The organism is Bradyrhizobium sp. IC4059, assembly GCF_020193615.1.
GTDB lineage: Bacteria > Pseudomonadota > Alphaproteobacteria > Rhizobiales > Xanthobacteraceae > Bradyrhizobium > Bradyrhizobium yuanmingense.
Genome location: NZ_JADYVH010000009.1, coordinates 152,601 through 174,486, shown reverse-complemented (window position 1 = coordinate 174,486; position 21,886 = coordinate 152,601). Strand labels below are relative to the sequence as shown.

Annotated in this window: 21 protein-coding genes; 15 read left to right on the top strand and 6 right to left on the bottom strand. The window is 66.3% G+C overall.

All coding sequences use genetic code 11. From position 1 onward, the window contains the following. Nucleotides 1–5: 5 nt before the first annotated feature. On the top strand, nt 6–479 hold the full coding sequence (locus tag I6F12_RS26425; protein WP_225157563.1) for a GNAT family N-acetyltransferase: 474 nt from the start codon (nt 6–8) through the stop codon (nt 477–479). 1 nt (nt 480) lies between these two features. Here the strand turns inward: I6F12_RS26425 and I6F12_RS26420 are convergent, their stop codons facing one another. After that, on the bottom strand, nt 481–1,008 hold the full coding sequence (locus I6F12_RS26420; RefSeq protein WP_225157562.1) for a DUF1003 domain-containing protein: 528 nt from the start codon (nt 1,006–1,008) through the stop codon (nt 481–483). A gap of 110 nt (nt 1,009–1,118) precedes the next feature. Between I6F12_RS26420 and I6F12_RS26415 the strand changes: the two genes are divergently transcribed. The 8 genes from I6F12_RS26415 (at nt 1,119) to I6F12_RS26380 (ending at nt 9,848) form a co-directional block, all read left to right on the top strand. Further along, nucleotides 1,119–2,192 carry a LacI family DNA-binding transcriptional regulator gene (locus tag I6F12_RS26415; protein WP_225128498.1) on the top strand — a complete coding sequence of 358 codons (1,074 nt, stop codon included), beginning with the start codon at nt 1,119–1,121 and terminating at the stop codon, nt 2,190–2,192. Between the two features lie 85 nt (nt 2,193–2,277). Then, nucleotides 2,278–3,729: a xylulokinase gene (gene xylB, locus I6F12_RS26410; RefSeq protein ID WP_225112992.1), complete on the top strand. Its 1,452-nt coding sequence runs from the start codon at nt 2,278–2,280 to the stop codon at nt 3,727–3,729. After that, nucleotides 3,730–5,052 carry a xylose isomerase gene (xylA, locus tag I6F12_RS26405; protein WP_225147440.1) on the top strand — a complete coding sequence of 441 codons (1,323 nt, stop codon included), beginning with the start codon at nt 3,730–3,732 and terminating at the stop codon, nt 5,050–5,052. 13 nt (nt 5,053–5,065) lie between these two features. Next, a complete protein-coding gene (locus I6F12_RS26400) occupies nt 5,066–5,824 on the top strand; it encodes an ATP-binding cassette domain-containing protein (RefSeq protein ID WP_225157561.1) in 759 nt (252 codons plus the stop codon). Further along, nucleotides 5,824–6,894 (top strand): ABC transporter permease, encoded by a 1,071-nt coding sequence (locus tag I6F12_RS26395; protein WP_036020476.1) that lies wholly within the window; start codon nt 5,824–5,826, stop codon nt 6,892–6,894. The genes I6F12_RS26400 and I6F12_RS26395 overlap by 1 nt, the downstream gene beginning before the upstream one ends. A 93-nt stretch (nt 6,895–6,987) precedes the next feature. Beyond that, entirely contained in the window at nt 6,988–7,920 is a 933-nt protein-coding gene (locus tag I6F12_RS26390) for a sugar-binding protein (protein WP_057028437.1), read from the top strand. Nucleotides 7,921–8,024: 104 nt separating this feature from the next. Further along, nucleotides 8,025–9,002 (top strand): aldo/keto reductase, encoded by a 978-nt coding sequence (locus I6F12_RS26385; protein WP_036020513.1) that lies wholly within the window; start codon nt 8,025–8,027, stop codon nt 9,000–9,002. 3 nt (nt 9,003–9,005) lie between these two features. After that, nucleotides 9,006–9,848, top strand: a complete 843-nt coding sequence (locus I6F12_RS26380; protein ID WP_225157560.1) for an amidohydrolase family protein — start codon at nt 9,006–9,008, stop codon at nt 9,846–9,848. A gap of 182 nt (nt 9,849–10,030) precedes the next feature. On the opposite strand, the gene I6F12_RS26375 is transcribed toward I6F12_RS26380, so the two are convergent. Together I6F12_RS26375 and I6F12_RS26370 are read right to left on the bottom strand one after the other, a co-directional pair. Next, nucleotides 10,031–11,260: an ABC transporter substrate-binding protein gene (locus tag I6F12_RS26375; protein ID WP_109142196.1), complete on the bottom strand. Its 1,230-nt coding sequence runs from the start codon at nt 11,258–11,260 to the stop codon at nt 10,031–10,033. A gap of 115 nt (nt 11,261–11,375) precedes the next feature. Then, complete coding sequence (locus tag I6F12_RS26370) at nt 11,376–12,302, bottom strand: methyltransferase domain-containing protein (protein WP_225157559.1); 927 nt, start codon at nt 12,300–12,302, stop codon at nt 11,376–11,378. Nucleotides 12,303–12,368: 66 nt separating this feature from the next. Here I6F12_RS26370 and I6F12_RS26365 point away from each other — a divergent pair, with 66 nt between their 5' ends. The 5 genes from I6F12_RS26365 to I6F12_RS26345 all read left to right on the top strand — a co-directional run bounded on the left by I6F12_RS26365 (nt 12,369) and on the right by I6F12_RS26345 (nt 17,596). Further along, nucleotides 12,369–13,406, top strand: coding sequence for a ligase-associated DNA damage response exonuclease (locus I6F12_RS26365; RefSeq protein WP_225157558.1), 1,038 nt, complete (start codon nt 12,369–12,371; stop codon nt 13,404–13,406). Then, nucleotides 13,403–15,064 carry an ATP-dependent DNA ligase gene (locus I6F12_RS26360; protein ID WP_225157557.1) on the top strand — a complete coding sequence of 554 codons (1,662 nt, stop codon included), beginning with the start codon at nt 13,403–13,405 and terminating at the stop codon, nt 15,062–15,064. Before I6F12_RS26365 ends, I6F12_RS26360 begins: the two co-directional genes overlap by 4 nt. Nucleotides 15,065–15,199: 135 nt before the next feature. Beyond that, nucleotides 15,200–15,505 carry a DUF6460 domain-containing protein gene (locus I6F12_RS26355; protein WP_035996474.1) on the top strand — a complete coding sequence of 102 codons (306 nt, stop codon included), beginning with the start codon at nt 15,200–15,202 and terminating at the stop codon, nt 15,503–15,505. Nucleotides 15,506–15,532: 27 nt separating this feature from the next. Then, entirely contained in the window at nt 15,533–16,267 is a 735-nt protein-coding gene (locus I6F12_RS26350; RefSeq protein WP_225157556.1) for an MBL fold metallo-hydrolase, read from the top strand. Nucleotides 16,268–16,270: 3 nt separating this feature from the next. Then, on the top strand, nt 16,271–17,596 hold the full coding sequence (locus I6F12_RS26345) for an MATE family efflux transporter (RefSeq protein ID WP_225157555.1): 1,326 nt from the start codon (nt 16,271–16,273) through the stop codon (nt 17,594–17,596). Between the two features lie 123 nt (nt 17,597–17,719). On the opposite strand, the gene I6F12_RS26340 is transcribed toward I6F12_RS26345, so the two are convergent. After that, nucleotides 17,720–18,817: a quinone-dependent dihydroorotate dehydrogenase gene (locus I6F12_RS26340; RefSeq protein WP_036020519.1), complete on the bottom strand. Its 1,098-nt coding sequence runs from the start codon at nt 18,815–18,817 to the stop codon at nt 17,720–17,722. Continuing rightward, nucleotides 18,814–19,158, bottom strand: coding sequence for a DUF952 domain-containing protein (locus I6F12_RS26335; RefSeq protein WP_225157554.1), 345 nt, complete (start codon nt 19,156–19,158; stop codon nt 18,814–18,816). Before I6F12_RS26335 ends, I6F12_RS26340 begins: the two co-directional genes overlap by 4 nt. Before the next feature lie 292 nt (nt 19,159–19,450). Between I6F12_RS26335 and I6F12_RS26330 the strand changes: the two genes are divergently transcribed. Beyond that, on the top strand, nt 19,451–20,107 hold the full coding sequence (locus I6F12_RS26330) for a helix-turn-helix transcriptional regulator (RefSeq protein WP_081492859.1): 657 nt from the start codon (nt 19,451–19,453) through the stop codon (nt 20,105–20,107). A gap of 9 nt (nt 20,108–20,116) precedes the next feature. Here the strand turns inward: I6F12_RS26330 and I6F12_RS26325 are convergent, their stop codons facing one another. Continuing rightward, on the bottom strand, nt 20,117–21,760 hold the full coding sequence (locus I6F12_RS26325; protein WP_225157553.1) for a lysine--tRNA ligase: 1,644 nt from the start codon (nt 21,758–21,760) through the stop codon (nt 20,117–20,119). Nucleotides 21,761–21,886: the final 126 nt, after the last annotated feature.

Here is a 21,886-nt window from a genome sequence, read left to right as displayed (position 1 = left end):
GCACGATGCAGATCCGGACCGGCGACACCTCTGATGCGCGCGTCGTCGCGCTGCTCGATCATCACGTCACGGCCGCGCGGGCGCAGACGGCGCCGGGCAGCGCCCATGCGCTCGATCTCGCGGGCCTGCGTGCGCCAGAGGTCGCGTTCTGGACCGGCTGGGACGGCGAGACGCTGGTCGCCACCGGCGCGTTGAAGACGCTTTCGACTGGCCACGGCGAGGTCAAGTCGATGCACACGCTGCAGACCGCGCGCCGGCGCGGCTATGGCGGCCAGATGCTGCGCCACATCATCGCGGAAGCCCGCGGGCGCGGCATGACGCGGCTCAGCCTCGAGACCGGCTCGTGGGACTATTTCAAGCCGGCACACGCACTCTATCTGGCGCACGGTTTCGTCGCATGCGGCCCGTTCGAAGGTTATGTCGATGATCCCAACAGCCTGTTCCTGACGCTGGAGCTGTCGGCGCCAGGCCGTCGATAGCTCAAGAGCGCGTCTCCTCGATCTTGTCGAGCACGCGCTCGGGGGCGATGTCCCGGGCCGCCTCCTGCAGGTCGCGCTCCGCGTCCGGCTTGACGTCGAGCCGCTCGGCGACCTGAGTGAGCAGGCGGGCCACCTTGGTCAGCTCGTGCTCGGCGAGCAGGCTGATCTGGAGATCGAGATCGGCGCGCTTGTCGGCCGCCGCGGTCATGCGGTTCTGCGAGATCAGCACGAAGGTGGAGAGGAAGATCGCCTCCACCGAGGCGATCATCGCCAGCATGACGAAGCTCTCGTCACAGGCCGGAATTCCCGGAATCCAATGCAGGTTGGCGATGATCCAGAACCCGAACAAGGCGAGGTGCAGGTAGACGAAGATCATGCTGCCGGTGAAGGCCGTGATCGCGTCCGCGACCTTGTCCTGGCCGCGTGCCGCCTGCTGCTCGCGGCGCCGCCGCGCCACCAGCGCCTGGATGTTGCGCTCGAGCGTCGGGCTCAGCCCCTCGCCGGAATCATGGGTGATGTCGTTATGCACGCCCCGGCAACGGCCCGCCGGCGAAGCCGTTCCTGGAAGGGGAAGCAAAAAGACCGATCCCCTCATCAAATGAGTTGCGTACCTCAAAACACCTCTGCTAGCCTTCAGCCATGGCCGAGACCCTCGCCCCGACTGTGCTGACGCTGAAGGACATCGCCCGCGAGGCCGGTGTCAGCCTCGCCACGGTCGATCGCGTGCTGCACAACCGGCCGGGGGTCCGCCCGGATACGGTCCGGCGCGTCAAGGACGCCATCGCGCGCAATTCGTTCCAGCCGCATGTGGCGGCCGCCGAGCTCGCGCGCGGCCGGGCCCGACGCTTCGCCTTCGTGATGCCGTCGGGCTCGAACCCGTTCATGCAGCAGATCGAGGCCTATCTCGGCGAGATGGCGGGCTGGCTGTCGGCCCGCCGCCTCAATGTCGAGATGATCGCAACCGACGTGTTCGAGCCCGCCGCGCTCGCGGCCTCGCTCGAGGCGCTGTCCGGCGACTATGACGGCGTCGCCGTGGTGGCGCTGGACCATCCGAGCGTCCGCGCCGCCATCAATGACCTCGTCGATGCCGGCGCCAAGGTCGTGACGCTGGTCTCGGATGTGCCGTCCTCGCGCCGCCACCATTATGTCGGCATCGACAACATCGCCGCGGGCCGCACCGCCGGCGCGCTGGTCGGGCGCCTGGTCGGCCAGAGGTCCGGCAAGGTCGCGATCATCGCGGGCTCGCAGGGCCTGCGCGACCATGCCGAGCGCATCTTCGGCTTCAACCAGGTGATGGCGACGGAATTCCCCGATCTCAGCGTGCTGCCGGTGCTGGAAGGGCGCGATGAAGATGATCGTTCGGAGCAGCTGCTGGCGCGGCTGCTCGGCAAGCATGGCGACATCGTCGGTCTCTACAACGTCGGCGCCGGCACGCAGGGCGTCGCCAAAGCGCTGAACAGCAAGGCGTTGAACGACAAGGCCTCTGGCGCGGCCGGGCGTGACAAGCAGGTGGTGTTCGTCGGACACGACGTCACCGCGCTGACGCGCCGCTTGCTACTGCAGGGCGTGATGGATGCCGCGATCTCGCAGAACCCCGGACATGAAGCGCGCGCGGCCGTCCGCGTGCTGCTCGCGCTCGCCCGCGGCGAGCCGATCTTGAGTGAACAGGAGAAGATCCGGATCGACATCGTGATGCGGGACAATCTGCCCTAGCGGCAGGTGAACTTGGAAACGGGACCGCCAGCGGGGAAAAGCGACGCAAGATCGCTCTCCCGCGGCAGGCGAAAGGGAGGACGATTTGTATCTCGGGATCGACATCGGCACGTCCGGTGTGAAAGCGGTGCTCGTGAGCGAAGCCGGCGCGGTTGTCGCGACGGCGGCGCGCGAGCTTGCGCTGTCGCACCCGGCGCCGCTGTGGTCCGAGCAGGATCCCGACGCCTGGGTCGATGCGGCCGTCGGCGCCGTCGACGATCTCGCCGCGCGCCATCCGCGCGAGGTTGCGCAGGTGCGCGGCATCGGGCTGTCGGGTCAGATGCACGGTGCGACGCTGCTTGGCGAGGACGGCCGGCCGCTGCGTCCGGCCATCCTCTGGAACGACGGCCGCTCGCAGGCCGAATGCGCCGCGCTGGAGCGGCGCTGTCCCTCGCTGCACGCGATTGCCGGCAATCTCGCGATGCCGGGCTTCACCGCGCCGAAGCTACTCTGGGTGGCACGGCACGAGCCGAAGATCTTCGACCGCGTGGCAAAGGTGCTGCTGCCGAAAGCCTATGTCCGCTATCGCCTCACCGGCGAGATGGTCGAGGACATGTCGGACGCGTCAGGCACGCTGTGGCTCGACGTCGGCCTGCGGCGCTGGTCCGCGCTGCTGCTGCATGCCACCGGGCTCGATCTGCACCACATGCCGCGCCTCGTCGAGGGCAGTGCGGTGAGCGCGGTGCTCGCGCCTGAATACGCGCAGCGCTGGGGCATGGCGAAAAATGTCGTGGTCGCGGGCGGCGCCGGCGACAATGCGGCCAGCGCGATCGGGCTCGGCGCCATCGCGCCGGGCGATGCCTTCCTGTCGCTGGGAACGTCGGGTGTCCTGTTCCGCGTCACCGATCGCTTCGCCCCCGCGCCGGCTTCGGCGGTGCATGCCTTCTGCCACGCGCTGCCCGGCCTCTGGCACCAGATGGGCGTGATGCTGTCGGCCGCAGCTTCGCTCGCCTGGCTGGCCGGCGTGATGGAGACGCCGGCCGCAGCGCTCCTGGCGCCGCTCGGCGAGCGCGTCGATGCACCTGGCACGGTCCAGTTCCTGCCTTATCTCGACGGCGAGCGCACGCCGCACAACGATGCCGCCGCCAGCGGTGCCTTCGTCGGTCTGCGCGGCGCGACCGGGCGCTCAGAGATCGTGCAGGCCGTGCTCGAAGGCGTCGCCTTTGCCGCGCGCGACAATCTGGCGGCGCTGAGCACAGCCAGCGGGCCGATCGGCGAGGTCGATCTCGTCGGCGGCGGCTCGCGCTCGCCGCTATGGGCGCAGATCTGCGCCGACGTGCTCGGCATGCCCGTCCACCGCGTCGAGGAAGGCGAGGTCGGCGCCGCGCTCGGCGCTGCGCGGCTCGGCCGGCTCGCCGCGACCGGCGAGAACCCCGCGGACGTCTGCACGCGCCCGCGCAGGCTCGCAAGCTTCACACCCCGCCCGTCCGTCGCTGCGGCCTATGACGAGGCCTATCGGCGATGGCGCGCGCTTTATCCCGCATTGAAGGAGCCTTAAGTGAACGCGCCAGCCAAATTCTTCGATGCAAGTGCACCCGTCGCCTTCGGCGGCAAGGAGGCCGAAGGCGCGCCCGCCTTCCGCTGGTACGACAAGGACCGCCTGGTGCATGGCCGCCGGCTCGAGGATCACTTGCGGTTTGCGGTTTGCTATTGGCATTCGTTCTGCTGGCCGGGCGGCGATCCCTTCGGCGGCGAGACCTTCCTGCGGCCTTGGCACCACGGCACCGACGCGATGGCGATGGCTCGCGCCAAGGCCGATGCCGCCTTCGAGCTGTTCCGCCTGCTGGACGTCCCCTTCTTCACCTTCCACGACGTCGATGCGGCGCCGGAGGGCGCTTCGCTCGCCGAGTCCGTCGCCAACCTCAACGCCATCGCCGATCTGTTCGAGCAGAAGATGGCATCGAGCAAGGTCCGCCTGCTCTGGGGCACTGCGAACCTGTTCACGCACCGCCGCTACATGGCGGGCGCGGCCACCAATCCGGACCCTGACATCTTCACCTATGCCGCCGGCCAGGTCCGTGCTGCACTGGAGGTGACTCACCGGCTCGGTGGGCAGAACTACGTGCTGTGGGGCGGACGCGAGGGCTACGAGACGCTGCTCAACACCGATCTCAAGCGCGAGCTCGACCAGCTCGGCCGCTTCGTCTCGCTCGTCGTCGAGCACAAGCACAAAATCGGCTTCAAGGGCCCGCTGCTGATCGAGCCGAAGCCGAAGGAGCCGACCAAGCATCAATATGATTTCGACGTCGCCACCTGCTACGGTTTCCTCGAACGCTACGACCTGCTCAAGGACGTCAAGCTCAACATCGAGCAGAACCACGCCATCCTCGCCGGTCACTCCTTCCATCACGAGGTCGCGCTGGCCGAGGCGCTCGGCGTGTTCGGCTCGCTCGACATCAACCGGGGCGACGATCTGCTCGGCTGGGACACCGACCAGTTCGCGATGAACGTGCCGGAGCTGGCGCTGGTGTTCCACGAGATCCTGAACCGTGGCGGCTTCACCACGGGTGGACTCAATTTCGATGCCAAGATCCGCCGCCAGTCGATCGATCCCGATGATCTCATCCATGCCCATGTCGGCTCGATGGATGCCTGTGCGCGGGCCTTCCTCGCCGCCGCCGACATGCTCGACGCCGGCACGCTGAGTGCGCCGCTCGCAAAGCGCTACGAGGGCTGGGCCAGCCCGGAGGGCCGCGCCATTCTCGGCGGCCAGCGTTCGCTCGCCGATCTCGCCGACCGTGCGATGTCTCCCGGCTTCGATCCGCAGCCGCGCTCGGGCCGGCAGGAATATCTGGAAACCCTGGTCAACCGCTATGTCTGAGGAAACGCCGCTGATGACGAAGACTGACGCGACACCGGTGCTCGAGCTCACCGGCATCGGCAAGGAGTTCGGCGCGATCCGCGCGCTGCACGATGTCGATATGCAGGTCTGGCCCGGCGAGGTGGTCGGCCTGATGGGCGACAACGGCGCCGGCAAGTCGACGCTGGTGAAGATCATCGCCGGCAATTTCCGTCCCACGCATGGCGAGATGCGCTTTGCCGGCAGCGCGGTGCATTTCAACCGGCCGGTCGATGCCCGCGCCGTAGGCATCGAGGTCGTCTACCAGGACCTCGCGCTGGCGGATAATCTCACGGCCGCCGCCAACGTCTTCCTCGGCCGCGAGTTGAAGCGCAGGTTCGGACCGATGGCCTTGCTCGACCACAAGGCGATGGCATCGCGCGCGCTGGAGCTGTTCGGCGAGCTGCGTTCGGAGACGCGCCCGGACGATCTCGTCAGACAGATGTCGGGCGGCCAGCGCCAGGCGGTCGCGATCGCGCGTACCCGGCTCTCCAATGCGCGGCTGGTAATGATGGATGAGCCGACCGCCGCGATCTCGGTGCGCCAGGTCGAGCAGGTGCTCGGCCTGATCCACCGGCTCAAGGAGCAGGGCGTCGCCGTGATGCTGATCTCGCACCGCATGCCCGACGTGTTCGCCGTATGCGACCGCGTCGTCGTCATGCGACGCGGCGAGAAGCGCGCCGACAAGTCGATTCACCAGACCTCCCCCGAGGAGGTCACCGCCCTCATCACCGGTGCGAAGGAGGCGGCGTGATGGCCATGCCCTTGGAATCCCCGATCAGCTTCACCAATGTCGGCAAGATCAGGTGGTGGCAGCGCGGCATCTTCGCCTCGCAGACCGGCTACGTCCTGCTCGCGCTGGCGGTGCTGCTGGTGATCATGCATTTCGCCAGCCCCTACTTCTTCACCCAGGGCAACATGCAGAACGTGGCGAAGAACTTTTCCTTCATCGCCATCGCGACGCTCGGCGTCACCTTCGTGATCATCACCGGCGGCATCGACCTGTCGGTGGGATCGATGATGTGCTTTTCCGCCATGATCACATCGATGGTGATGACCGAGCTGTCGGCGCCCGGATCGCCGCTGGTGCACATGGCGGCCGACGGCAAGACCGTGCTCGCCAATGTTCCGGGGCTGATCCTGCTCATCTCGATCCTCGCCGGCCTCGGCGTCGCGCTGATTGCGGGCCTCGTCAACGGCTTCTGCATCGCCGTGCTCGGCCTGTCGCCCTTCGTCACCACGCTCGGCATGCTCTCGATCGTGCGCGGGCTCGGCTATGTCGTCTCCAACGGACGCGGCAGCTTCCCGGGAGGGCCGGACGCCGATTATTTCTACGCGCTCACGTCCGGTGACGTGCTCGGCGTGCCGGCGCCGTTCATCTATCTCGTGATCCTGGCTCTGACCATGGCCGTGGTGCTGCACCACACCTCGTTCGGCCGCCACGTCTTTGCGCTCGGCGGCAACGAGAAGGCGGCCGAGCTCACCGGCATTCCGGTGGTGCGGGTGAAGATCGAGGTCTACGTGATCTGCGCGCTCGCCGCGGGCCTGCAGGGCATCATCATCTCCGGCTGGCTCGGATCGGCGCCGGCCAACATGGCGATGTCCTACGAGCTCAACGTGATCGCGGCGGCCGTGATCGGCGGTGCCAATCTCGCCGGCGGCATCGGCGGTCCGCTCGGGGCCATCGTCGGCTGCGTGCTGCTGGAGGTGATCCGCAACGGCCTCGTGCTGGCCCAGGTCAGCTCGTACTGGCAGCAGACGTTGGTCGGCGTGATCATCATTCTGGCTGTGCTGGTCGACCGCGTCCGCTCGCGGATGACCTGACATGACGACATCTCGGGAAGGCAAGGAAAACGCCGCCTATCCGCTTCCCGGGGGCTTTCGAGGGGATAGGCACCAACAAGAGTGGAGGAGACAATGAGGAAACTGCTTCTTGCCGGCATCGCGGTTGCGATGATGGCCACGCCGGCATTTGCTGCGAACTACCGCTTCGTCATCGTGCCGAAGGCGATGAACAATCCGTTCTTCGATTTTTCGCGCGACGGCTGCCTGAAGCGCGCCAAGGAGCTCGGCAACATCGAGTGCATCTATAAAGGACCGGTCGAGCATGAGCCGGCGAACCAGGCCCAGATCATCCAGGACTTCATCACGCAGAAGGTCGACGGTCTCGCCATCTCGGTCGCGGACGTCGCGGCCATGACCAAGTCGATCGAGGCGGCGACCGCCGCCGGCATTCCCGTCATCACCTTCGATGCCGACGCGCCGGGCTCCAAGCGCATCGCCTATATCGGCACCAACAACAAGGAGTTCGGCCTGGCCCTCGGCAAGGAATTGCTGAAATTGCGGCCTGACGGCGGCAAATACGCCATGGTCTCCGGCGGTCCCGGCGCCAAGAACCTGGCCGAGCGCGTCGACGGCGTGCGCGAGGCGCTGAAGGGCTCGAAATGGACCGAGGTCGCGGGTTCGCCGAGCTTCTGCAACGACGATCCCGCGCTCGCGGTCCAGCAGATGACGGACATGCGCACCGCAACGCCGGATCTCGCCGCCATCGTTCCGATCGGCGGCTGGCCGATGTTCGCGCCCGAAGGTTTCAAGGCCTTCGCCAGCAGGAACAAGAAGGACATCGATTCCGGCAAGTTTACGCTGGTCGTCGCCGATACGCTGAAGATGCAGCTCGAGCTGCTGCGTGACGGCTATGCCAATGCGCTGGTCGGCCAGCGTCCGTTCGAGATGGGCGAGAAGGCGATGGACACGCTGCTCGCCATCAAGAAGGGCGAGAAGGTGCCGGAGATCGTCTACACCGGCCTCGATCTCGTCACCAAGGACAACGTCGCGAAGATGTTGAAGTAGGAGCGCTGCCCAGCCCCGCGCTTCTGCATGCCTCTCCCGCTTGCGGTTTCCGCAAGCGGGAGAGATGATTTGGAATGGACGACGACTGCTGGAAGGCGATGGGAATGAAAAGGTCGCGGCTCGGCGCTCTCGATGTCACCTCGATCGGCCTCGGTTCAGCCCCGCTCGGCGGATTGTTCTCGCCCGTCAGCGATGCCGATGCGCAAGCGACGATTGAACGCGCCTGGTCGCTCGGTGTCCGATTCTTCGACACCGCCCCGCTTTACGGCTTCGGCCTCGCGGAGCGGCGGCTGGGCGCCTTCCTGCGGCAACAGAGGCGCGACTCCTACGCCATTTCGACCAAGGTCGGCCGCCTGCTGCGCGCACCGGACAATGCTGCGCCGGAGGACGAGCACTACAAGGGCACGCCGCGCGAGCGGCCGGTGTTCGATTTCAGCTATGACGGCGTGATGCGGTCGGTGGAGGAGAGCCTGCAGCGCCTCGGCCTCGACCGCGTCGACGTCCTGCTCGTGCATGATCCCGACGATCACTATGACGATGCCGTCACCGGCGCCTTCCGCGCGCTCCAGCGCCTGCGCGAGGACGGCACGGTCAAGGCGATCGGCGCCGGAATGAACCAGTCGGGGATGCTGGCTCGCTTCGCCGAGGCCGTGCCGGTCGACTGCTTCCTGCTCGCCGGCCGTTACACGCTGCTCGACCAGGGCGCACTGGATGCGCTATTTCCGCTGTGCCAGGCCAGCAATATCGGCATCTTGCTCGGTGGCATCTACAACAGCGGCATCCTGGCCAATCCGCGGGCGAGCGCGAAATTCAACTATCAGGATGCTGATGCTGCGCTCGTGGCACGCGCGCTGGAGCTCGACGAACTCTGCCGCAGGCACGGCACCGAGCTGAAAGCCGCCGCGCTGCAATTCTGCATGGCCCATCCGGCGGTGACGGTCGCCGTGATGGGCGCGCGCAATGCCGCCGAGGTCGCCGACAACATCGCGATGTCCGAGAAGGCGGTGCCGCCGGCATTCTGGCAGGAGCTGCGGACGCGAAAGCTGGTCGATGCGCGCGCGCCGCTTCCCGGCGGAGATTAAGGCATGATCGTCGATGCCCACCAGCATTTCTGGGACCCGGCGCGCGCCGATTATCCCTGGATGGAAGCGGACGAGCTGGCGCCGATCCGCCGTGCCTTCGGCCCGGCCGATCTCGCGCCGCTGCTACAGGCGAACGGCATCGAGGCCAGCATCCTGGTGCAATGCCGCTCAGCGCTGGAGGAGACCGAGGAGTTCCTGCGTATCGCGGATGCGACGCCCTCGGTGATCGGCGTGGTCGGCTGGGCCGATCTCACCGATGCGGCGCTCGGCGAGACGCTCGACCGGCTGCGCGCTCTGCCTGGTGGCGACAAGCTGGTCGGCATCCGCCACCAGGTCCACGACGAGCTTGATGCGGATTGGCTGCTGCGCGAGGACGTCCAGCGCGGACTCACGGCCGTGTTCGCCCACGATCTCGCTTACGATTTCCTTGTCCGCAGCCGCGAGCTGCCCGCGGCGATCGCAACCGCGCAGGCCTTTCCGCACGCGCGTTTCGTGCTGGATCACGCCGCCAAGCCGCCGATTGCCGCCGGCGGGAGCGCGGAATGGACCGAGCGCATCGCAGCGCTGGCTGCCTGCGGCAATGTCTGGTGCAAGATCTCGGGATTGGCGACCGAGGCGGTCTGGGACGACTGGAATGCGGAACGGCTGATTCCGTTCGTGGAGCACACCGCAAAATGTTTCGGCGAGGACCGGCTGATCTTCGGATCGGATTGGCCCGTATGCCTGCTCGCGGGAAGCTACGGCGAGATCAAGATCGCGCTGGAGACCTGCCTGGCGCGGCTCGGCCCGCGCGTGCGGGACAAGGCGTTCGGTGTGAATGCCAAGGCTGTGTATCGCTTGGGTTAATTTGCAGTGGATGTGCGGTCTTACCCTCTCCCCTTGTGGGAGAGGGTGGCTCGCCGCGAAGCGGCGAGACGGGTGAGGGGTCTCTCTCCGCGAGCTCGCGTGTGGATAGATACCCCTCATCCGGCGCTTCGCGCCACCTTCTCCCACAAGGGGAGAAGGAAAAGGCGACGGGGCCCGCCTCGCTACTCCGACATCGGCTTGTCGGAGATGTCCCAGTCTTTCCCGGTGAAGGTGGAGATGAACAGCGTCTTCATCGGTGTGTAGTCCTCGGGCGTGTAGCTGTAGGTGACGCCATCGAGGAAATACGGCGAGTGGAAACCTTGCAGGTTCGATGCCTGCTTCAGCACGTTGGCGCGGGTGAGCTCGTTGCCGCAGCGGCGCAGGATCTCGGCCATCGTGGCGGCCTGCCCGTAGCCGGCGAAGGCGATGGTGTTGTCGGGATCGATCGCCGGCGTGTACTTCTTGCGCAGCTCCTCGAACGCCATCACGTCCGGGTCCTTCTCCCATTTGGGCAGGCCGACCTCCTTGTTGTAGCGGATCGCGACGATGCCGGTGGCGTTCTCGAGCCCCGCGGCATTGAGGATCGAGCGGCCGGTGGAGCCGGCGGACAGGAGGTGCAGCGGCTTCCAGCCGAGCTCGGCCACTTTCCGGATCGACTGCGACGAGGCCTTGCCGGTCGAGATGTTGTAGAAGACGTCGGCTCCGGACTTCGAGAGATTGATGAGCTGGGAATCGACGGTCGGCTCGGTGAGATCGTAGGTCTGCTCCATGATCACTTGCGCGGTGCCGCCGGCGTCCGCCAGTACTTTCTTGAACGGACCGAGGAAGTCGCGGCCGAAATCGTCGTTCTGGTAGAGGATGCCGATCTTCGCGTTCGGCTTCACGCTGACGACGTGGCGCGCCAGGATGCGCGCCTCGGTCGGATAGAGCGGCAGGCCCGCCATCGTCCACTTGAACTCTTTCGGATTATTCCACTTCGACGCGCCGGTGTTGAGCAGGAGCTGCGGCACGCCCTTGGAGTTCAGGTATTTGTGCACGGCGGTCTGCGGCGCGGTGCCGAGCGAGCCGTACAATGCGAGCACTTCCTCCTGCTCGACCAGCCGGCGCGTGGCCTCGACGCATTTCGGCGCGCTGTAGGCGTCGTCCATGGTGAGGAACTTGACCTTGCGCCCGTTGATGCCGCCCTTCTCGTTCAGCATCTGGAAATAGGCTTCGCCGACGCGGCCGAGCACGCCGTAGAGCGAGCCGGGGCCGGAATGCGGCACGGTCTGACCGATCTTGATCTCGGTGTCGCTGGCACCCGCATCGTATTTCTTCTCCGCGGCCCAGACGTAGGGCGCGGGCAATGTCGATGCGGCGATGGTGGCGAGCGCGCCGGCGCTGAAATCGCGCCGCGATGGATTCTTGGTCATTGTTGTTTTCTCCCTGATGCGCGCATTGTGCTGACATCGCAGCTCGGCTCGCAAGTGGGAAGTCGCAGCTTTGCGACGCAATGACGCTCAAATCGCCAGACGTTAGCGCCTAGACTCAAGTTTTCTCGGCGACGACGACGAGGCCACGCACCGGCTCGTTGTTCTCGTTGCGTGGCGAGGCCGGCGCCAGAGTCAGCAGCTTCATCCCCGCCTTCGCGATGGCGCTGCGCACATATTCCGCGGAATGGGCATAACGCAGGCCATCGCCGAGCACGATGCCGTCGCCCGCATGCGTCTCCAGCGTGAAGGCGAGCACGCCGCCTGAGACGAGCACGCGCCTTACTTCGCTCAGCACCGGTGCGAGATCGGAGAGATAGACGAACGCATCCGCGGCCACGACGAGGTTCGCGCTGGCATCTGGCTTGCCGCGCAGGCCCTCGATCATGTCGGCGACTTCGAGCTCGGCATAGAGGTTCGTCGCCCGCGCCTCCTTGATCATGCCGGGTGACAAATCGATGCCGGTGAAATGGTCGACCTGCTTGGCGAAGGCAGCGGCCGCGAGCCCGGTGCCGCAGCCGAGATCGATGGTGCGCTTGAAGTAGGCGGGCTTCTTGGCGGCGACGCGCGCCGCCAGCACCGCCTTGAAGATCAGCGTCGGGGCACGATAGCCGAGATCGTTGATCAGCGCGTGCTCGAACCGCGGCGCGTATTGATCGAACAAGGCCTGCACGTAGGCCTTGGGCATCTCCGCCATCTCGGTATCGCCGAGCCGCATCAGGTGCAGGCCGGCGCCGTGCTGATCCCCGGGATCGCATCGCCGCGCTTCACGAAAGGCCGCGATGGCCTTGTCGCGCTCGCCGAGCTGCTGACGAATCTCGCCGAGCGTGAACCAGGCCGAGGTGAAGTTGGGCGCGAGCTCGATCGCCTGCTCCAGGAGGTCGGCCGCGGCGGGAAGGTCGCCCTTGAGCTGGAGATCGCGCGCGAACTCGAAGCGGCGGTCGGCCATGAGATCGCCGGAGGTCAGGAACAGGCGGAGCGGCATTGAGGAACCAGGAAACGAAATGGGTAAGTGACTCGAAGATGTGATGGTTCGACTTATATAACAGGCATGCGCCCGCAAGACATCCTGCTGCCAAATGCTGCCGGCCTGTGCTGCAAGCCCGGCGGCTTCCACATCGACCCTGTCCGCCCCGTGGAGCGGGCCGTGATCACCCACGGCCATTCCGACCATGCCCGTGCCGGCCATGGCGCGGTGCTGGCGACACAGGAAACGCTCGACATGATGCGCCTGCGTTACGGCGAGAACTTCGCCGGCTCGACCCAGGCCATCCGCTATGGCGAGGAAATCCGGCTCGGCGACGTCAAGGTCAAGTTTCACCCGGCCGGCCACGTGCTGGGATCGGCGCAGGTCGCCGTCTCGTGCAAGGACACCTGCATCGTCGCCTCCGGTGACTACAAGGACGCGCCGGACCCGACCTGCGCGCCATTCGAGCTGGTGCCTTGCGATGTCTTCATCACCGAGGCGACGTTCGGCCTGCCGGTCTTCAGGCATGGCGATGCGAGCGACGAGGTCAAGAAGCTGCTGGCTTCGGTCGCGCTGTTTCCGGAGCGCGCGCATCTCGTCGGCGCCTACTCGCTCGGCAAGGCGCAGCGCGTGATCAAGCTGCTGCGTCTGGCCGGCTATGACGCGCCGATCTACCTGCATGGCGCGATGGAGACGATTACGCATTACTATCAGAGCCGCGGGATCGACCTCGGCGAGCTCAAACCAGTGAAGGGCATGAAGAAGGCGGCGCTCGCCGGCACCATCACGCTGGCACCGCCCTCGGCCACCTCCGATCTCTGGACGCGGCGCTTTCCCGATCCCGTCACCGCCTTCGCCTCGGGCTGGATGCGCGTGCGCGCCCGGGCGCGGCAGCGCGGCGTCGAGCTGCCGCTGGTGATCTCCGACCACGCCGATTGGGACGGCCTCACCGCGACCATCGCGGCGACCGGCGCCGGAGAGATCTGGGTCACCCACGGCCAGGAAGATGCGCTGGTGCATTGGTGCCGGAGCAAAGGCCTGAAGGCACGGCCGCTCGACCTCGTAGGCTATGGCGACGAGGAGGAGAGCGAGACGCCGATTCAAGCCGAGGCCGAAGCATGAACCGCTTCGCCGAGCTGCTCGACCGCCTCGCCTATGAGCCCGGCCGCAACAACAAGCTGCGGCTGATCACCGGTTATTTCCGCGAGGTTGGCGACCCCGACCGCGGCTATGCGCTGGCTGCGCTGACCGGCGCACTCAGCTTCAAGCACGCCAAGCCCGCGCTGATCCGCGACCTCATCGCAGCACGCACGGACGAGGTGCTGTTCGGGCTGAGCTACGACTATGTCGGCGATCTCTCCGAGACGGTGGCGCTGATGTGGCCGAAGGCCGCGCTCGCCGCCCACAACAACCCGCCGCCACCGAGCCTCACCGAGGTCGTTACCACGCTGCGCACGCTGGGCAAGACCGAGCTGCCCAAGCAGCTCGAGCGCTGGCTCGACGAGTTAGATGAGACCGGGCGCTGGGCGCTGCTGAAGCTCGTCACCGGGAGCTTGCGCATCGGCATCTCCGCGCGCCTTGCCAAGACTGCGGCCGCAGCGCTCGGCGACAAGGACCCGCACGAGATCGAGCTGATCTGGCCGGGGCTCGTCCCGCCCTATCTCGACCTGTTCGCCTGGCTGGAAGGCCGCGGCGACAAGCCCGTCAACCGCGATCCCGCGCCGTTCCGCCCGGTGATGCTGGCGCATGCGATCGAGGACAACGATTTCGCCGCGCTCGATCCCGCCGACTACATCGCCGAATGGAAATGGGACGGCATCCGCGTGCAGGCGGTGGCCGGGCGCGACGAGCGCGGCCATATCACCGCGCGGCTCTATTCGCGCACTGGCGAGGACATCACGGGAAGCTTTCCGGATCTCGTGCCGTCGCTGCGCCTGCCGGGCGCGATCGATGGCGAGCTCTTGATCCTGCGCGAGGGCCGGGTGCAGAGCTTCAACGTGTTGCAGCAGCGCCTCAACCGCAAGGTCGTGTCGCCGAAGCTGATCAAGGAGTTTCCGATTCACCTGCGTGCCTACGACCTGCTCGGCGACGACGAGAACGATCTGCGCGAGCTGCCTTTTGCCGAGCGGCGCGAGCGGCTGGAGCGATTCATCGCAAAGCTCGACGATCCCCGCATCGATCTCTCGCCCACCGTACCCTTCGATAGCTGGGAGGCACTCACCGCCGCACGCGCGGATCCTGCGAGCGCCGGCGCCGGCGAGGACGCGGACGCCGTCGAAGGCGTCATGCTGAAGCGGCGCGATGCGCCTTATCTGCCGGGGCGGCCGAAGGGGCAATGGTGGAAGTGGAAGCGCGATCCGCACATCATCGATGCCGTGTTGATGTATGCGCAACGCGGTCACGGCAAGCGCTCCTCCTATTATTCCGACTACACCTTCGGCGTCTGGACCGAGACCGAGAATGGCGAGGAGCTGGTGCCGGTCGGAAAAGCCTATTTCGGCTTCACCGACGAGGAGCTCTTGCAGATCGACCGCTTCGTCCGCCGCAACACCACGGAAAAATTCGGCCCCGTCCGCCACGTCGTGCACGAAGCGGACAAGGGGCTGGTGCTGGAGGTCGCTTTCGAAGGATTGCAGCGCTCGCCCCGGCACAAATCCGGCGTCGCCATGCGTTTCCCCCGCATCAGCCGCCTGCGCTGGGACAAGCCGCCGCGCGAGGCCGACCGGCTGGAGACGCTGGAGAAGATGTTGAAGGCCGAGGCGGCGGAGATCGAGGTGTGAACTGTTGCCACGAGGACGGTGCGCTCCCTCTTCCGCCCGAATTAAACTCCCGTAACCCGATTGACGGCCCCTTGCGGGTTCCCCATGTCCCCCGCCGTGCCTATAATGGGGTCGAATCCCCGCGAGGAGTTTGCGATGGTCCAAGACGTCAGAGATTTGCCGGCCGGCCGCAGCGACGGCCTGCACCGCTTTCTCGGCGGCTCGCCGCTGGCGGTCGCGTTCCGCCTGGTGCTGCTCTCGATCCTGGTCGGCGTGGTGCTGGCGACGATCGGCTTCGACCCGTGGAACATCATCCACAGCATCCGCCTGTTGTTCCAGCGGCTGTGGGACCTCGGCTTCGATGCGGTGAACTGGCTGTGGCGCTACTTCCTGCTTGGTGCGGTCATCGTGATTCCGATCTGGCTGCTGTCGCGCGTGTTCGGCGCGCCGCGCGGCCGGTAAGGATCGGATTGAGGGAGTGCGCAGCCGATGCAATTGCGGTTCGTCGGCTGCGGTGATGCCTTCGGCTCCGGCGGCAGGCTCAACACCTGCTTCCACGTCTCGGGGCGCAAAGCGAACTTCCTGATCGACTGCGGCGCGTCGGCGCTGCCGGCGCTGAAGCGGCTCGAGATCGATCGGGGCGACATCGACCTGATCCTGATCACGCATTTCCATGGTGACCATTTTGCCGGCCTGCCGTTCGTTCTGCTCGACGCGCAATTCTCGCGGCGAACGCGGCCGCTGACGATCGCGGGCCCGCAAGGCATCGACAGGCGGCTGCGCGAGGTGATGGAGGCGCTGTTCGAGCATTCCTCGAACACCAAGCAGCGCTTCGAGCTGAACGTGGTCGAGCTCGCGCCCGGGCAAAGCCAGCGCTTCGGCGCGGTGAATGTGACGCCCTATCCGGTCGTGCACGGCGAATCAGGCGGACCGTTCCTCGCCTATCGCATCGCGGCCGAGGGCCGCACGCTCGCCTACACCGCCGATACCGAATGGACGGAGACGCTCATTCCGCTGGCGCATGGCGCGGACCTTTTCATCGCCGAAGCCTATATGTACGAGAAGGTGGTCAAGAATCACCTCAGCCTGAAGACCTTGGAACAGCATCTGCCCGACATCGGCGCCAAGCGGCTCGTCCTCACCCATATGAGTGACGACATGCTGTCGCGCCTGGGCGAGGTCGAGCACCTCGCCGCCGAAGACGGCATGGTGCTCGTGTTCTGAAAGATGCACGCACCCGTCCATCACCGCGTCGGTAGCCGGCAGGTCTTCGCCATTGCAGGTCCGGCGATGGTCGCGAACCTCACGACGCCGCTGATCGGCGTGGTCTCGACCACCGCGATCGGGCGGCTCGACGATGCCGCGCTGCTCGGCGGCGTCGCGATGGCGTCCGTCATCTTCGACTGCCTGTTCTGGTTGTTCGGCTTCCTGCGCATGAGCACGCTCGCCTTCACCGCGCAGGCGCTCGGCGCGGGCGAGACGCGCGAGCAGACCGTGATCCTGGTGCGCGGTTTCATCGTCGCCGGCCTGATCGGTGCGGCGCTGATCGTGCTGCAGCTGCCGCTGGCAGGCGCACTGTTCGACCTGATGGGCGGCAGCGAGGGCGTGACGCAGGCCGCAAAGACCTATTTCATGATCAGGATCTGGTCCTCGCCCTTCGCCTTCGCCAATTACGTCATCCTCGGCTGGCTGGTGGGGCAGGCCCGCGCCAATCCGGCCCTTGCGCTCCAGGTCGTCATCAACCTCATCAACATGGTGGCGACGATCCTGCTGGTGCTGGTCTACGACACCGGCATTGCCGGCGCGGCGATCGCCGCGCTTCTGTCCGAGACGATCGGCTTCATGCTCGGCGTGATCGTGTGCAGGCGCCATGCACTCGGCGGTTTTGCCATACCTCGCGCAACGCTGTTCGATCGCGACAAGCTGATGCGGCTCCTGGCGGTGAATACCGACATCCTGATCCGCACCGCGGCGCTGATCGCCGTGTTCCTGTTCTTCACCGCCAAGGGCGCGCGGGCCGGCGACGTCACGCTGGCCGCGAACTCCGTGCTCAACAATTTCCTCCTGGTCAGCGCCTTCTTCCTCGACGGCCTTGCCAATGCGGCCCAGCAGCTCTGCGGCCGCGCCTTTGGCGGCCGCGACGCCAAGGGATTTGCGGATTCGACCAGGCTGGTGCTGCTCTGGGGGCTCGGCTTCGCAATTGTCGTCGCCGTGCTGTTCGCAGCCTTCGGCCCTGCTATCATCAACGTCATGACGGCGAGCGAGGACGTCCGCCGCGCCGCGCGCGAGTTCCTGCCCTTCATCGTGCTGGCGCCGCTCCCCGGCGTGTTCGCCTTCGGTTTCGACGGCATCTATGTCGGCGCGACCTGGGCGCGGGAGATGCGCAATCTGATGCTGCTCTCGCTCGCGATCTTCTTCGCCGTCTGGCTGGCGCTGCAATCGTTCGGCAATACCGGCCTGTGGAGCGCGCTGATCGCGTTCTACGTCGCGCGCGGCGGCTTGCAGGGCGCGAGGTATCCGGCGCTGTACCGGGCGACGTTCGTGAAGCCGTAGAAGAACCGTAGCCCGGATGGAGCGCAGCGTAATCCGGGGGCTTTGTCCATGCCGATAGCTTCCCGGGTTGCGCTGCGCTCCATCCGGGCTACGAAGTCTGCGCAGGCGGGGAGAGGCGAAGAGCTACATCCCCGGCCAGTCCTCCGCCGTCAGCGTCGCCGCATCGGCGCCGACGATTTCGGCCAGCGAATCCCGCCCCGTTCTGAGCAGCGTGGAGGTCAGGTCGCGCTTGATCTCGTCGACGAGGCCGAGGCCCTTGTAGACCAGCGAGGAATAGAGCTGGATCAAACTGGCTCCGGCGCGGATCTTGGTCAGCGCGGCGCCGCCCGAATCCACGCCGCCGACGCCGATCAGCGGGAATGCGCCCTCGACGCGCACATAGGTTTCCGCGACCATGCGCGTCGACAGGCGGAACAGCGGCCGGCCGGACAGGCCGCCTTGCTCCTTCGCCCGCGTCTCTTCACGCAACGTGCTCGGCCGCGCGACCGTGGTGTTCGACACGATCATGCCGTCGACCCGGCGCGAGCGCGCGACCTGCACGACGTCGTCGAGCTGGGCGAGGCTCAAATCCGGCGCGATCTTGAGCAGCACCGGCGTGTCGCCGGCCTTCTGCCTGACACGCTCGCGGGCCTCGATCACGCGCGCGAGCAGATCGTCGAGCAGCGCGCCTTCCTGAAGGTTGCGCAGGCCCGGCGTGTTCGGCGAGGAGACGTTGACGGTGAAATAGCTCGCCACCGGCGCGAAGGTCTCGATCAGCTTGACGTAGTCGCCGACGCGGTCCGGCGAATCCTTGTTGGCGCCGACATTGACGCCGACGATGCCGCCGTGCTGCGCGCGCGCGGCAAGCCGGCGCAGAGCCGCCTCCGCGCCGTCATTGTTGAAGCCCATGCGGTTGATGATCGCCTCGTCGCGCTCGAGCCGGAACAGCCGCGGCCGCGGATTGCCGGCTTGCGGTTTCGGCGTCACCGAGCCGATCTCGACGAAGCCGAAGCCGAGCCGCAGCAGTGCGTCGGGCACCTCGGCGCTCTTATCGAAGCCCGCGGCCATGCCGATCGGATTGGGAAAGTTCAGCCCGAAGGCGCGCACCGCGAGCTTGGGATCATCGGCGCGCGGCTTGACCGGCGGCAGGAAGCGCAGGCCCTGGATCGCGAGGCGATGCGCGTCCTCGGGATCGAGCCAGCGCAGCACCGGCAGCGAAAAGGCGTCGAAAGCGCGGATCACGGCAACAGCTCCGGAACATCGTGACCGCCGTCGGAGCGCGTGTTGAGGTTCGTCACCGCAAGGACCGCGCCGAGATCGAGCTCGCCATAGAGATGAGGGAAGAGCTCGTCATTGCGCGAGCGTTCCCAGCGCAATTCGCTGCCCAGCGCGTCGCCGTCGACCTCGACCAGGAACAGCGCGCGCTGCCCGAAATAGTGCTTGCGCAGGGTCTCGGGAACCTGGGCCGCGGTCGAGAAATGGATGAACCCGTCGCGCGCGTCATCTGCGCTGCCCCGGTAGACCCCCTGCCGTTCCGCCTCGCGCCAGGCCGAGGCCGGACAGATTTTGTAGATCTTGACCACCGCTACCGCAGCCTTGTTTGTTCTTTGAGTCTCTTGGGTTTTTTCGCTTTTCGCGGGTCCTCGAAACCCCGGCGCGACCGTAAAGCCCGCCCCTTCCGAACTCAAGGCTTAGAGCCTTTTCCGCGCCGATGAAATCGGCACGGGGCTCCAGATTCCCGTTTTGCGCGCTTTCCTGACGCGAACGGCTACCCGTTTCGTTTGCGAACGCCGCCTCGGTCGCCTCTTGCGCGAAAAACGGAAAACCGGTTGATTTGAGGACAGTTTTCCTGAGTTGCGACGGGCTGGGCCTTCCATGGTCAGACAGGCCAAAGCGCAGAGGATGCTGACTCACGACCAGATCTGGGCCGCGCTGGACCGGCTGGCGGCGCGCGCCGGACTGTCGCCGTCCGGCCTTGCCAAGCGTGCCGGGCTCGACCCTACCACCTTCAACAGGTCCAAGCGCGTCACCGCCGACGGCCGCGAGCGCTGGCCCTCGACCGAATCGATCGCAAAAGCGCTGGCGGCGGCCGACGCCTCGATCGACAGCTTTGCGAAGCTGATTGATGACGACGGTGGAAGCGGCCGCGGCTCGGTGCCGCTGCTCGGCTTTGCACAGGCCGGAATGAGCGGCGCCTTCGATGAGGCCGGTCTTCCAACCGGCAGGGGCTGGACCGAGATCGCGCTTCCGATCGGAGAGGACGGTCAAGTCTTTGCGCTGGAGATTTCCGGCGCTGCGCTACTGCCTGCCTATCGCGACGGTGACATCATCCTGGTCTCGCCTGCGGCGCCGATCCGCAAGGGTGATCGCGTGGTGGTCAAGATCAAGACGGACGAGATCACGATTGCGACCCTGAAGCGCCGCACGGCAAAGACCCTGGACTTGGCGCCCCTCGATGCGTCACAGGAGGCGCGAACGGTCGCGGCGAGCGATGTCGCCTGGGTTGCGCGGATCCTCTGGGCGAGCCAGTGACTGCGCCGCTCACGCACTCCTCGCCAGCGCGCCGTCGATCATGTTGACCGCGTTCTGCACGCCGTAGACCGCAACGAAGGAGCCGAAGCGCGGGCCCTTCTCCTGGCCGAGCAGCACCTGGTAGAGCATGTTGAACCAATCCAGCGTCACGCCGGGGCGGCCGTCCTTGCCCTTCTTGACCTGGTCGAGGAACGGCTCGCGGCGGCCGATCTCGTAGACGACGTTCTGGATGTCCTCGGCCGAGGCGTCCTGTGCAAGCTGCGACAGCGCATCGCGCAAATCCTGCAGCGCCGCGCGCTCGGTGTCGGTTGGCTCGCGGAACTGCTTCGTCGGCGCGACGAAGTCGCGGTAATAGTTGATGGCGTAGCCGACCATCGCATCCAGCTTCGGATGCGTCTGCGGGCTCACGCCGGGCCGATAGCGGCCGATGAAGCCCCACAGCGTCTCGGCGTTCTCCGCGTTCGACGATGACACCAGCGTCAGGAGCAGCTGGAAGGTGACGGGCATGTCGCCCGTCGGCGGCTTGCCGTTGTGGATGTGCCAGACCGGATTGCCGAGCTGCTGCTTGCCGTCCTGCTTCGGAAAGCCGTCGAGGAATTGCTGGTAGTCGTCGACATTGCGCGGGATGACGTCGAAATACAGCCGCTTGGCCGCCTTCGGCTCGCGGTACATGAACAGCGAGAGCGATTCCGGCGAGGCGTAGCGCAGCCATTCGTCGATGGTCAGGCCGTTGCCCTTCGACTTCGAGATCTTCTGGCCCTTCTCGTCGAGGAAGAGCTCGTAGTTGAAACCTTCGGGCGGCGTGCTGCCGAGCGCTCTGGCGATCGCGCCGGACAGCTTCACGGAATCGATCAGGTCCTTGCCTGCCATCTCGTAGTCGACGCCGAGCGCGACCCAGCGCATCGCCCAGTCGGCCTTCCACTGGCACTTGACGTTGCCGCCGGTGACGGGTGTCTCGACTTCCTGGTTGGTGTCGGGATCGACATAGGTCACCGTGCCGGCCGCCACGTCGCGGCGGATCATCGGCACCTGCAGCACGACGCCCGTGGTCTTGCTGATGGGCAGGAACGGCGAATAGGTCGCGCGACGATCCGGTCCCAGCGTCGGCAGGATGATCGCCATGATCTTATCGTAGGCGGCGAGCATCTTCAGCAGCGTCGCATCGAAGCGGCCCGACGTATAATAGTCCGTCGAGCTCGCGAACTCGTAGTCGAAGCCGAAATGATCCAGAAACGCGCGCAAGCGCGCGTTATTGTGCGCGCCGAACGACGGATATTCGTTCGAAAACGGATCCGGCACCCGCGTCAGCGGCTTGCCGATATGAGCGGCCAGCATCTCCTTGTTCGGAACGTTGTCGGGCACCTTGCGGAAGCCGTCCATATCGTCGGAGAACGCCAAAAGGCGCGTCTTGACCTTGTCCTCGGTGAGCACGCGGAAGGCGTGGCGCACCATCGAGGTGCGCGCCACCTCGCCGAACGTGCCGATATGCGGCAGGCCGGACGGACCATAGCCGGTCTCGAACAGCACCTCGTCCTTCGGGCTTTTCTTCAGCCGCGCGACAATGGCCTTCGCCTGCTCGAACGGCCAGGCGTTGGATTGTTCGGCGAGCGCACGCAACTCGCTCGGGTTTGCGGCTAGATCAATAACGGACATCAGGGGCCTCCGGGCCGCGGAAAATAGCGATTTCCCGGCAGAATGCAAAAGCTGCGAGCTGATTCCCCCAGCCGTCTCCCGCTGGCGCAGGGGCTAGCGCATTTGGGAGTTTTCCCTGCGGCCATC